Origin of the sequence: Polynucleobacter nymphae, assembly GCF_018882155.1 — a bacterium.
In the GTDB taxonomy this organism is placed as follows: domain Bacteria; phylum Pseudomonadota; class Gammaproteobacteria; order Burkholderiales; family Burkholderiaceae; genus Polynucleobacter; species Polynucleobacter nymphae.
In genome coordinates this window covers 596,668-609,403 of sequence record NZ_JACVPA010000001.1, presented here as the reverse complement: position 1 = coordinate 609,403, position 12,736 = coordinate 596,668, and the positions used below count along the sequence as shown (strand labels likewise).

Sequence of the window (12,736 nt, the reverse complement as noted above, 5' to 3'; positions counted from 1 at the left end):
ACTTAGCTTTGAGAAGGGCGCCAGCGTTTTAGTAAGAGCGCGTTACTTAAGACACAAAAGCTCGAAAGCGCCATGGCGCTTCCTGCCAGCATCGGAGATAGATAGCCTAGAGCTGCTAATGGGATTCCGGTGGAATTAAAGATAAAAGCCCAAAATAGGTTTTGCTGAATTTTTCTCCAAGTCTTTTTGGAGATATCAATGGCATCTGCAACCAAAGTGGGATCTCCACGCATCAAGGTAATGCCCGCAGCCTGCATTGCAACATCAGTGCCCGTAGACATGGCCATACCAACATCTGCTGTAGCGAGAGCAGGGGCATCATTGACCCCGTCACCTACCATCGCAACCCACTGTCGTTCCCCACCCTTTTGAGACGATTGGAGCTTACGAATCATGTCCGCTTTATTGTTTGGCATGATTTGTGCAAAGACTTCATCAATGCCAATGAGATCGCCTACTCGATTTGCCGCCGCAGTATTGTCACCCGAGAGCATGACAGTCCGAATGTGCAGTCGATGCAAAGAGGCGATCGCTGCCTTTGCATTACTTTTCAGCTCATCACCAAAAGCAATGATGGCAATCGGTGATGTTGTGGATTCATTCATCAAAACAGAAACGGTTTGTCCTGCATCAAAACAAACTTGCGCCTTTTGAATGATGTCTGCGTAATGAATGTTAGAGCTCAGCGATGCAACGCTTTGCAAGCAGAGATTTTGGCCGATCCATGGCCCAGCGCTAGGCTTACCGCTAATGCCAATACCTGGTAAGGCTTTACTCTCAGAGGGCGGGATGGGGCTCAGCTCTTTTTGCTTGGCTGCATCTAGCAAAGCCTTGGCTAAAGGATGCTCGCTACCTAACTGCAAACCAGCAGCACTCGCTAGGATGACATCTTCATTTACCGAGCTCGTAAATGAAATTAAATTGAGCAGTCTCGGTTTGCCAAGCGTCAGCGTCCCAGTTTTATCAAAGGCAACAATATTTAACCGGTGTGCAAGTTCAAGAACCTGTGGGTCTTTAATGAGAATACCAAAGCGTGCCGCAATTCCAGTTCCTGCCATGATGGCCGCAGGCGTTGCTAAGCCAAGAGCACAGGGGCACGCAATCACCATGACAGACACTGCTCTGAGTATTGCGATCGATGCAGAGTCCAAATAAAGCCAATTGGCTAATCCAGTGATGATGGCAATCACAATCACACTAGGTACGAATACTGTACTCACTTGATCTACTAATTTTTGGATCGGGGCTTTTTGAGTTTGTGCATCTTCTACTAAAGAAATGATTTGAGAGAGAACACTTTCGATGCCAACGGCTTGTGCTGCAATCACCAAAACACCTTCACCGTTGAGAGATCCCCCGATGACTTTTGCATCAATGGATTTTTTAACCGGGGCGCTTTCTCCAGTAAGAAGGGATTCATCTACATGGCTAGTCCCAAGCAAAATCAGCCCATCGACAGGAATGCGCTCCCCAGGTAATACCAATACTCTGTCTTTAGGAAATACTTGCTCTAACGGCAGGTCGCGATATTGATCTAATGGAGCGCCTTCCCCAATAGCAATATTTGGGTTGAGTACTTTGGCATGCTCTGGCCAAAGTTTTTGTAGTGCTCGAATGGCTTCACTGGTTTGTTGCTTTGCACGAGCTTCTAACCATTTACCTAAGAGCACCATACAAATAATGACAGCTGAGGCCTCAAAATACAGCTCATGCGTCTCATGGGGTGAAACCATCATTTGATACACACTTAAGCCGTAAGCGGCACTTGTACCTAGTGCGACTAGCAAGTCCATATTCCCAGTGCCAGACATCAGTGATTTAAAACCTGCTTTGTAAAAGCGCCATCCTAAAAAGAATTGCACTGGGCTTGCTAATAGCAATTGCCATTCTGGAGAGAGTGTCCAATGGAGGCCAAATGGCATCAGAAACATGGGTAAAAATAATGGTGCGGAAAGCGTAAATCCCAATAAGACTCTTCCCAAGCCATCTGCACCCCAAAAGGAGTGCGAAGGATTGAGCTGGGTATTTGTATGGGGAGTGCTGAGCTTGGCTTCATAGCCCGTTTTTTGGACCAAAGCGATAACGCTATCAATCGTGGTCTCAGAATCCGCATTTAGACGGACTTTTGCTTGTTCAGTCGCTAAATTAACGCTGGCAGCCTCCACCCCCGGAATGCGGATAAGGGCCTTCTCAACCCTGCTCACACACGATGCACAGGTCATTCCACCAATATCTAGGGTAAATAACTCAGATTTCATCTCTTTTGTGGCGCTCATATAGAAGATAATCTACTGCATACCAAACAAAGTCACTTCAAAAGGGTTGATATGTTGAGTCTAAAAGTATCGGGCATGACCTGTGGGGGCTGTATTAAAGCTGTGACTAGAGCCATTCAATCAGAAGATCCCAGTGCAACAGTCCAGGCAGATCTGGATACTCAGATCGTATCCCTAGAAACCACCTTATCCCAAGCCAAAGCTAGCCAGCTTATAACAGATGCTGGTTTTCCGGTTGCTAATTAAGCTTTTGTTTAGAATGTCGGCAAGCCTAAAAAACCCCCGTAGTTTTTGTTTCTAAAGGATCGTGATTTATGTTCTTCAGTAAGTTAATGCCTCACGATGGTAATTTCTTCGTACTGTTCAATGAGCATGCGAGCAGCATTGTTGAAGCTTCCCAATCTTTCTTAAAGTTCGTTGAGCACTATAACGACGAAGCTCTCCGTACTAAATATACGCAAGAAGTAGATCAGGCAGAACATGCTTGTGATGATGTGGTGAAAGAGGTTCATCGCCGCTTACATAGAACTTTTATTACCCCAATCGATCGCGATCAGATCTTCTCGCTCATTAACACAATGGATGACGTCGCTGATTTACTGCAAAACGGTACTGAAGCAATGCATCTTTATAACGTCAAGCAAATGACTCCCGAGATATTGCAAATGGCGCAGTTATGTAACCAGTGCTGTATCAGCATGAAAAATGCGGTTGCTACTTTGAAAGATATTTCCGATCCAGAAGTCGCTAAAGCAGCCCTCAAGACTTGTGATGAGATCGATCATCTCGAGTCTGGCGCTGACCGCCTCTTGTCTACTGCAATCACTCGATTATTCCGCGAAGAAATTGAGGTCCGTGAGCTAATTAAGCTCCAGCGTATCTATGAGTTGCTTGAAGAGGTGACTGATAAATGCGAGGACGTTGCCAATTTGGTTGAAGGCATCGTTCTTGAAAACTCTTAAGGCGAATTAAGTTGCCAGCGACAGAAGTAGCTTTTTGGGTTGTAGCCCTCTTGGTAGTGCTAGCGCTTGCATTTGATTTCATGAATGGTTTTCATGATGCCGCTAACTCCATCGCAACGGTTGTTTCTACTGGTGTCCTCAAACCACAGCAGGCAGTTGTATTTGCTGCCTTCTTCAATTTCTTAGCAATCTTCATTTTTCATCTCAGCGTTGCAGCGACAGTAGGTAAAGGTATTGTTCATCCTGCTGCAGTGGATTTGCATGTGATCTTTGGTGCTCTAGTGGGCGCGATTATCTGGAATTTGCTCACTTGGTATTACGGTATTCCATCAAGCTCTTCACATGCGCTGATTGGAGGCTTAGTGGGTGCGGCTTTACCTAAGGCTGGGATGGACAGTTTGGTATGGTCTGGAATTATCAAAACAATTTCCTTTATTTTCATTGCCCCGCTGATTGGATTTCTGCTTGGCTCATTGATGATGTTGTTGGTAGCTTGGGTTTGCAAAAATGCTAACTTAGCAAAAACAGATCGCTGGTTCCGTCGTCTACAGTTGGTTTCAGCCGGTGCATACAGTTTGGGTCACGGTGGTAATGATGCGCAAAAAACCATTGGCATCATTTGGCTCTTGCTCATCATTACTGGTTATGCAGAGGCGAGCGCCAAAATGCCACCATCTTGGACGATTATTTGTTGTTACATCGCAATCGCTATGGGTACCATGTTTGGTGGTTGGCGTATTGTGAAAACCATGGGTCAGAAAATAACTAAACTCAAACCAGTAGGTGGTTTTTGTGCTGAGACTGGCGGAGCCATTACTCTGTTTGCGGCAACTGCTTTAGGTGTTCCTGTATCTACTACCCATACAATTACTGGGGCTATTGTCGGTGTGGGCTCGACACAGAGGGCCAGTGCAGTGCGTTGGGGAGTGGCAGGAAACATCGTTTGGGCTTGGATTTTTACCATTCCAGCCACTGCTTTGATGTCCATGATTGTTTATTACCTGAGCTTGCTGATTTTCTAAATTCAAAAGCGAGAGCGATTCATCTCCCTTCAAGCAATTTTTCGCTGGTGCGGTTAATCTAAGCGCTATTCATTAAAATTTTATAAAAGTAATTTTGGAAACATATTCAGAATTACTTCGCATAGGAGAAAGTAGTGTCAGTTACTGTAGAAGCTGTACAAGGAGCCCTCAAGGGCTTGGTTGATCCAAATACAAAGATTGACTTTGTAACAGCTAAAAACCTCAAAAATTTACGTGTTGAAGCTGGCGATGTCTCGCTCGATATTGTTTTAGGTTACCCAGCCAAAAGCCAATTTGATTCCATTCGTAAATTGGTCATTAATGCTGTGCGCGAATTGCCTGGCGTAAAAAATGTGAGCGTGAATGTCAGTAGTCAAATTGTTGCGCATGCTGTTCAGCGCGGCGTTAAATTATTGCCTAGCGTAAAAAATATTATTGCGATTGCTAGTGGCAAGGGTGGGGTTGGTAAATCAACGACTGCCGTGAATTTGGCTTTGGCTCTTGCGGCCGAAGGTGCGCAAGTCGGAATCTTGGACGCTGACATTTATGGCCCAAGCCAGCCAATGATGCTTGGCATTACAGGTAGACCAGAATCCATCGAAGAAAATACGATAGAGCCAATGGAAGGCCATGGTTTGCAAGCAAGTTCTATCGGATTTTTGATTGAAGAAGATGCACCAATGGTATGGCGCGGTCCGATGGTCACTTCTGCTTTAGAGCAACTGTTACGCCAAACCCGTTGGCGTGATTTAGATTACTTAATTGTGGACATGCCGCCAGGTACTGGTGATATTCAGCTGACCTTGTCGCAAAAAGTTCCCGTGACTGGAGCGGTGATCGTCACTACTCCGCAAGATATTGCCTTATTAGACGCACGCAAGGGTTTAAAGATGTTCGAGAAGGTTGGCGTTCCAATTGTCGGCATTATTGAAAACATGAGTACTTATGTTTGCACAAAGTGTGGCCATGAAGAGCATATCTTTGGTAGTGGGGGCGGTGAAAAAATGTGCAAAGAATATAGCGTGGATTTTTTAGGTGCCTTACCACTCAATTTATCGATTCGGGAGCAGGCTGATGCAGGGCGCCCCACTGTAGTAGCTGACCCCGACGGCGCTATTAGCGCAATCTATAAAAACATTGCTAGACAAGTTGCGATCCGCGTTGCCACTCTCTCTAAAGATATGAGCAGTAAATTTCCTAGTATCGTTGTGCAAAACACCTAAGGCCTCGAGTATTTATGCGCTTTGCAGTATTAATGCGTAAGCAAAATATAGATAACCCATGGGTTTCATATCGATGGGCGCCTGCGGAAGTGTTGCCTGATTTTGGACAATTCAATCCTCAAAGCCTTGCAAGCAATACGATCTCAGGTCAGTTTCTGGGGCGTGATGCCGATGGAGAATCTTGGCTATTTACTGGCTTTGAATTAAATCTGTTTCCAGATGAGGCTGAAGGCTACTATCTTAATGTTTCTGCGACAACGCCCGCATGGTTTGTCATGTGGAGATTAGAAGAGGACATCGAGCGTTACATTGACGAGCAATCTCTTACGCTTGCAAAATCTGAAACGACGATGGCAGTGCCACATCGAATTTGCGTGAGCTATAACGAGGCCGCTCGCTTGCTTGATGGCGGAGAGTCGGTAGACACAGTGCCTATGAGTGACGAGCATGCCACTTGGTTACAAGAGTATGTGAATGAAAATTATCGGCCTGAGCCGAAAAAGCGGCATCGTCCTGAATCATTTAAGGGGGCAAATCGCCCAGCGGAGGACTGATGGCAGACGGTTTTTTAAGTCGCTGGTCTAAACGTAAAACTGGAAAACTAGAGGATCCAGAAGAGCAGCCTAAAGAGGCTGCCCAGACCCCCGCGCCTATCACACCAGAAACTCAGGCTCCGCTACCAGCCTCATTGGACGACGTCGAGAAGATCGATCGTTTTGATCCTGACTTCTCTTCCTTCATGAAGCCAGATGTTGATCCTACCGTTCGGCAGGCCGCGCTCAAAAAGATGTTTACTGATCCCCATTTCAATGTGATGGATGGTTTAGATATCTATATAGATGACTATTCCAAGCCTGATCCTTTGCCGCCGGGCATGCTTGAAAGAATGGTGCAGAGTGATATGCTAGGACTGTTCAGCAAGACTGATGATGCCCCAGTGGAGGGGGAAAAGCAGTCGAAGGAGCAAGTGGTGTCATCCCAATCAAGTGAGAACCTTTTAGAGGCTCAGGGTGAAACTGATTTAACATCCACGGATCCCACGGCGCAGACAAAAGTTGCTAACTTGGATGAAGTGCCAATAGAGCCCACCCAGAAAAAAACCTAAGAAGATAGTGCATGAGTCAAAAACTAGTTTGTAACTGTAACGGCACCATGCCTTTGGATGCAAAGGCCCTTGGCGTTCCAGTGCATCGCTCCTTGTGTAGGCAAGAGGTCAGCTCTTTTTTAAAGGCCTTAGATGGATCCGATTCATTAGTAGTCGCTTGTACCCAAGAGGGCGCTCTATTTAGAGAGTTAGCAGAGCAGTCAGAAAAGCCTTTGGTGGCGCCCCTCCGTTTTGTCAATATTCGTGAAGTAGCGGGCTGGACACAAGAAGCTAAAGCATCAGGACCAAAAATTGCTGCTTTGCTTGCTTTAGCTGATATGCCAGAAGCTGAGCCCGTCCCAGTTGTGAATTATGAAAGCCAAGGCAGACTCTTCATTATTGGTCCGGGATCTTTAGCATTGCCTTGGGCAGAAAAACTCGGCGCCTCTTTAGATGTATCTGTCTTGTGTACTGAGCCTGGAGATTTACCCCTGGCACGTAATTATCCCATCTATACCGGCGCAGTAACTAAGCTAGATGGCTATCTTGGCAAGTTCACAGTTGACTGGGATTTGCAAAATCCAATTGACCCGGAAATGTGTACTCGTTGTGGCGCTTGTGTTGAAGTTTGCCCAGAGAATGCGATTGATCTCTCATTTCAGATTGACATGAGTAAGTGCAAATCACATCGTGATTGTGTCACTGCGTGCGCAAGTATTGGGGCAATCTCTTTTGATCGCAAGGACCGCGAGCGTAATGCAGAATTTGATTTGATTTTGGATCTGCGTGCTGATTCTAAAATGCGGATGAGTCAAACCCCTCAAGGATACTTTGCTCCCGGCAAAGATCCACTAGATCAGGCCTTGGCGGTAAATCAATTGTTAGAGATGGTGGGTGAGTTTGAGAAACCCAAATATTTTGTCTATAACGAAAAAATTTGTGCGCATGGTCGTAACGGCAAAGTAGGGTGCAATGCTTGTATCGATGTCTGCTCGACTGGTGCCATTGGCTCTATATTCAAAAATGGTCAAGGTAGTGTTGAGGTTAATCCCAATCTCTGTATGGGTTGTGGAGCATGCTCTACAGCCTGTCCATCGGGTGCAATGCGCTACAACTACCCTAGCGTTCCCCATCAAGGCAAAGAGTTAAAGACTATTGCTACGGTCTTTACTGCAGAGGCTAAAAAAATCAGTCAAGCTGCAGCGCCAAGTCTACTCTTGCATACTTTAAAAGTGGGCACCCAAATGATTGATGGTTTGGGCCGCTCTGCACATGTGCTACCTAAACAGTTTGAAGGCTTGCCTTCATTTGTTATTCCATATGGCATTGAGCATATTGCGTCTACTGGTTTGGATTTATGGCTTGGCGCTCTCACTTATGGCTTTGCAGAAGTAGTCTTACTATTAAGTGGTGATGAGGATCCGGCTTATCGGGCAACACTTGAAGAACAGGCCAGCCTTGCTAACGCCATCTTGAAGGCTTACGGCTTTGACGAGCGAATTCATTTAATCATGGCTCAATCAACCGATGATTTACAAATAGTCTCTAAGGCGATGAGTGCATTGCGCCAGCGTGGTGCTCTAAGTCCCATTTGCACCCCCGCCAGTTTTGGTTTATCTACCCAGAAACGCGAAACCCTGGAGGCGGTCTTAGAACATTTGCAAAAACAAGCCAAGACTCCATTGCCAGAGGCGGGTGCCGCCCTTCCTAATTCATCTTTATTGGGTGGCCTACTGATTAACAAAGATGCTTGTACCTTGTGTATGTCTTGTGTAAGTAGCTGTCCTGAGGGCGCTCTCTTAGATAACCCAGATGAGCCGATTCTCTCCTTTATCGAAAAGCAGTGTGTTCAATGTGGCATTTGTGTTCAGACTTGTCCCGAGCATGCCTTGACTCTGAATCCTCGCTTACAGACCGTTGAGCAGCGCAAACAAAGAACAACCTTAAATGAGACCCAGGCTTTTAATTGCATTAGTTGCGGCAAACCTTTTGGAACCTTAAAGATGGTGGATCTTATGTTGAGCAAGCTGGGCGCTCATGGCGCCTTTGCAGGTGCTGCAATGGATAGGCTCAAGATGTGTAGCGATTGTCGAGTGGTAGATATGGTGAAGAAAGAAACATGAGCGAAATTGAGAAAGCAGTGGCAAATGATGGTCAGCCTACTGAAGTAGGGGATATAGGCTTGCCAGAGGATTTAGCTAGAGCAGATCTCTATGGCTTAATCGCCAGATTGTTTCATTTGCCGCCAGATCAAGCGCTTTTAGATCAAATTGCTGCTACAGCTGGTCAACAGGATGCTGCTGATCAAGCACCATTAGCGAAGGCGTGGATGGAGGTGGTTGAGGTAGCTAAAAATAAGCCTGCTAAGGCTTGGCAGGAAGAGTTTGACCTCAATTTCATTAGTGTTGGTAAGCCTAATGTGGTTCTGAACGCTTCCTACTATATGGCTGGGCACCTCAACGAGAAGCCACTAGTCAATATTCGCAAGGCTCTTGAGGAGTTTGGTCTTGAGTCTGCCGAGGAAATCACTGAGACTGAGGACCATCTTTCAGCGCTTTGCGAGGTGATGCGTTACCTGATTGCCGGCGACGATGTCGAGATATCAAACCTTACAAATCAAAGGGTTTTTTTCAATGCCCATATTCGTCCCTGGTACGACGATTTATGTGACGCCATTGAAGGTATTCCCGAGATGCATCTCTACCACCCAGTTGCTGCGCTGACCCGAGAATTTCTGGCCATCGAAGGGCAAGGTTTTGACATGATTTAATGTTGCAGCGCATATAAGGGATTTCCCTTATTTTTACTAGCCATATAAATATGTCAAAAGTGTGAATACGAATTACACTTGATAGAGATCAAGAATCATTTAATAGGAGCATGCCATGAGCACTAAATCCAAAGTTGCTTTAAGCCAAGAAAACCAGCCATCACGACGCAAGTTTTTTGTAGGCGCAGGCGCTGCTGTTGGCGCTGTTGCAGTTGCTTCCCAAACATCGATTGGCAAAGCCGTTATTCAAGAAATTGGTAGCACAGTGAAAAGCAAGAGTGATGGCCAGACCATTACTGCACATATGCGTAAGTATTACGAAAGCACCATGCTTTAAATAGATCATTACCGCTAGATATTGATTAATTGTTGTTAAATAAATAAAAAAACTTTCTCAGGGACCACATATGAGTCTGACTCGTAAATCAAATACCCCCCAAAGCAGTCGCTCCTCATCACATCTAATTGGTAGCCTATCCCGCGGCCTAAAAGCAGCGGTGCCTACTATGGATCGTCGAACATTCCTCAAGCGTTCAGGTGTTGGCGTTGGTGCTGGTATTGCCGCTAGTCAACTGAGCTTGGTGCAAAAGGCATCAGCCGAGCCAAGCAAAGCAATGTTGGATGGTAAAGGCAAGATCGAAGTCAAAAGAACCATTTGCACCCACTGTTCAGTAGGTTGCGCTACAGATGCTACTGTTGAGAATGGTGTTTGGGTGCGTCAAGACTCTGTATTTGATTCCCCAATCAACATGGGCTCATATTGCGCAAAAGGCGCTGCTTTGCGTGAGCACGGTCATGGTGATTATCGTTTGCGCTACCCAATGAAGTTGGTTGATGGAAAGTATCAGCGCATTTCTTGGGATCAAGCACTTACTGAAATTACTGCTCAGATGAAAGATCTGCGTACTAAGTACAGCCCAGATTCACTATTTTTTATTGGCTCATCTAAGCACAACAACGAACAGGCCTACTTACTCCGTAAGTGGGTTTCTTTCTTTGGCACAAACAACACAGACCATCAGGCTCGTATTTGTCACTCCACAACTGTTGCCGGTGTAGCGAACACCTGGGGCTATGGTGCGATGACCAATAGCTACAACGACATGATGAACTCTAAAGCTGCCATGTACATTGGCTCAAATGCTGCTGAAGCTCATCCTGTCTCCATGCTGAGTTTGTTGCACGCTAAAGAAAACGGCTGCAAAGTCATCGTAGTAGATCCACGCTATACCCGAACAGCTGCAAAGTCAGATCAGTACGTACGTATTCGTTCGGGTACTGACATTCCTTTCCTATTTGGTCTTCTGTATCACATCTTCAAAAACGGCTGGGAAGATAAGAAGTACATCAACGACCGTGTTTACGGTATGGATGAGATCCGCAAAGAAGTGATGGAAAAGTGGACTCCAGCAAACGTAGAAGAGGCTTGTGGCGTTCCAGAAGCAGAAATGTACAAAGTCGCTGAAACCTTGGCTAAGAATCGTCCTAGTACTGTAGTTTGGTGTATGGGTCAAACGCAGCACACCATTGGCAATTCTATGGTTCGTGCCTCATGCATTTTGCAATTAGCTTTAGGTAACGTTGGTAAATCGGGCGGTGGTACGAATATTTTCCGCGGTCACGATAACGTTCAAGGCGCAACAGACGTAGGTCCTAACCCAGATTCATTGCCTGGCTACTATGGTTTGGCTGCTGGCTCATGGAAACACTTTGCAGCAGTGTGGGGTGTTGACTACGAATGGATTAAAGGTCGCTATGCACCAGACATGATGGAGAAATCTGGTACTACTGTTTCTCGTTGGGTTGATGCCGTTCTTGAAAATAACGACATGATTGATCAGCAGACCAATGTCAAAGGTTTGTTCTTCTGGGGTCATGCACCTAACTCGCAAACTCGTGGTCTTGATATGAAGCGCGCGATGGACAAGTTGGATCTCCTGGTTGTGGTTGATCCATATCCAAGTGCAACTGCTGCGATGGCTGCAATGCCTCCTGCAGAAGGACAATCAATCAACAAGAATCGCAATGTGTACTTGTTGCCTGCTGCAACTCAGTTTGAGACAGTTGGAACTGCTACAGCTTCTAACCGCTCATTACAGTGGCGCGAGAAAGTGATTGATCCGCTCTTTGAATCGATGCCTGATCATGTGATCATGCAAGCTTTTGCTGATCGTCTAGGTTTTGGCGATGAGCTATCAAAGAACTACAAGATGCTCAACTCTAAATTTGCTGGTAAGCAATGGAGAGAGCCTGAGGTCGAATCTATCTTGAGAGAAATTAATCGTGGTGTATGGACGATTGGTTACACAGGTCAAACTCCAGAGCGCTTGAAGGCTCACATGAGAATGGTTGCTACATTTGATCCGAAGACCTTGAAATCACGCGGTGGTGTTGATCCAGTTACTGGCTATGACACTACCGGCGATTACTACGGTTTGCCTTGGCCATGCTACGGCACTGCGGCAATTAAGCATCCAGGCTCACCAAATCTCTATGACACCAGTAAGAGTGTGATGGAGGGTGGTGGTAACTTCCGTGCCAACTTTGGTGTTGAGCGTGAAGGCAAGAACTTGTTAGCAGAGGATGGCTCTTACTCGAAAGGCTCTGCTATTACTACTGGTTATCCAGAGTTCGATCACGTGTTTGTGAAGAAGCTCGGTTGGTGGAATCAGTTGACTGAAGATGAGCAAAAAGCTGCTGAAGGTAAGAACTGGAAGACTGACTTATCTGGCGGTATTCAGCGCGTTGTGATGAAGAATGGTTGTCATCCATTTGGTAACGCGAAGGCTCGTGCAGTAGTTTGGAACTTCCCGGACCCAGTTCCAATTCACCGTGAAGCGCTCTACAGTACTAATGCGCCGATGATGCGTAAGTATCCAACGTCTGCAGATAAGAAGAATTTCTGGCGCTTGCCAACTCTGTATAAAACAGTTCAAGATCAAAACTTGAATCAGAAACTGTATGAGAAGTTCCCAATTATTCTGACTTCAGGTCGTTTGGTCGAGTACGAGGGTGGTGGAGACGAAACTCGTTCTAACCCATGGTTGGCTGAGTTACAACAAGAAAACTTTGTGGAGATTAATCCTAAAGCAGCAGCAGATCGCGGTATTAAGAACTGGGATTATGTTTGGGTGAAGTCGCCTACTGGTGCCAAGATCAAGGTGCGTGCTATGTTGACCGAGCGCGTTGACCAAGGTACTGCATTCGTACCATTTCACTTCGCTGGTTGGTGGCAGGGTGCGGACTTGCGTAAGTACTATCCAGAGGGCGCTGCGCCAGTCGTGCTAGGTGAGGCAGTGAATACTGCGACTACCTATGGTTACGACCAGGTGACAATGATGCAAGAGACTAAAACCACTATGTGTCAAATCGAGAAATTTGCCTAAGTTAAAAAATAAA

At 46.0% G+C, this 12,736-nt stretch carries 11 protein-coding genes; 10 read left to right on the top strand and 1 reads right to left on the bottom strand.

Annotated features, from left to right (window positions below; genetic code table 11):
• Nucleotides 1-2 precede the first annotated feature (2 nt).
• Entirely contained in the window at nt 3-2,276 is a 2,274-nt protein-coding gene (locus ICN29_RS03160; protein WP_216129636.1) for a heavy metal translocating P-type ATPase, read from the bottom strand.
• A gap of 51 nt (nt 2,277-2,327) precedes the next feature.
• Between ICN29_RS03160 and ICN29_RS03155 the strand changes: the two genes are divergently transcribed.
• The 10 genes from ICN29_RS03155 (at nt 2,328) to ICN29_RS03110 (ending at nt 12,723) form a co-directional block, all read left to right on the top strand.
• Nucleotides 2,328-2,522, top strand: coding sequence for a heavy-metal-associated domain-containing protein (locus ICN29_RS03155; RefSeq protein ID WP_255538045.1), 195 nt, complete (start codon nt 2,328-2,330; stop codon nt 2,520-2,522).
• A 68-nt stretch (nt 2,523-2,590) separates the two neighbouring features.
• Nucleotides 2,591-3,238 carry a DUF47 domain-containing protein gene (locus ICN29_RS03150; RefSeq protein ID WP_216129634.1) on the top strand — a complete coding sequence of 216 codons (648 nt, stop codon included), beginning with the start codon at nt 2,591-2,593 and terminating at the stop codon, nt 3,236-3,238.
• Between the two features lie 11 nt (nt 3,239-3,249).
• A complete protein-coding gene (locus ICN29_RS03145; protein ID WP_216129632.1) occupies nt 3,250-4,260 on the top strand; it encodes an inorganic phosphate transporter in 1,011 nt (336 codons plus the stop codon).
• Nucleotides 4,261-4,394: 134 nt separating this feature from the next.
• Nucleotides 4,395-5,483 (top strand): iron-sulfur cluster carrier protein ApbC, encoded by a 1,089-nt coding sequence (gene apbC / locus ICN29_RS03140; RefSeq protein ID WP_216129630.1) that lies wholly within the window; start codon nt 4,395-4,397, stop codon nt 5,481-5,483.
• A 14-nt stretch (nt 5,484-5,497) separates the two neighbouring features.
• Nucleotides 5,498-6,037 (top strand): DUF3305 domain-containing protein, encoded by a 540-nt coding sequence (locus tag ICN29_RS03135; RefSeq protein ID WP_216129628.1) that lies wholly within the window; start codon nt 5,498-5,500, stop codon nt 6,035-6,037.
• Nucleotides 6,037-6,588: a DUF3306 domain-containing protein gene (locus ICN29_RS03130; protein ID WP_216129626.1), complete on the top strand. Its 552-nt coding sequence runs from the start codon at nt 6,037-6,039 to the stop codon at nt 6,586-6,588. Before ICN29_RS03135 ends, ICN29_RS03130 begins: the two co-directional genes overlap by 1 nt.
• Nucleotides 6,589-6,599: 11 nt before the next feature.
• Nucleotides 6,600-8,690, top strand: a complete 2,091-nt coding sequence (locus tag ICN29_RS03125) for a 4Fe-4S binding protein (RefSeq protein WP_216129624.1) — start codon at nt 6,600-6,602, stop codon at nt 8,688-8,690.
• Nucleotides 8,687-9,337, top strand: coding sequence for a TorD/DmsD family molecular chaperone (locus ICN29_RS03120; RefSeq protein ID WP_216129622.1), 651 nt, complete (start codon nt 8,687-8,689; stop codon nt 9,335-9,337). Before ICN29_RS03125 ends, ICN29_RS03120 begins: the two co-directional genes overlap by 4 nt.
• A 115-nt stretch (nt 9,338-9,452) precedes the next feature.
• Nucleotides 9,453-9,674 carry a twin-arginine translocation signal domain-containing protein gene (locus tag ICN29_RS03115; RefSeq protein WP_216129620.1) on the top strand — a complete coding sequence of 74 codons (222 nt, stop codon included), beginning with the start codon at nt 9,453-9,455 and terminating at the stop codon, nt 9,672-9,674.
• Nucleotides 9,675-9,744: 70 nt separating this feature from the next.
• Complete coding sequence (locus tag ICN29_RS03110) at nt 9,745-12,723, top strand: formate dehydrogenase subunit alpha (protein WP_216129618.1); 2,979 nt, start codon at nt 9,745-9,747, stop codon at nt 12,721-12,723.
• Nucleotides 12,724-12,736 lie beyond the last annotated feature (13 nt).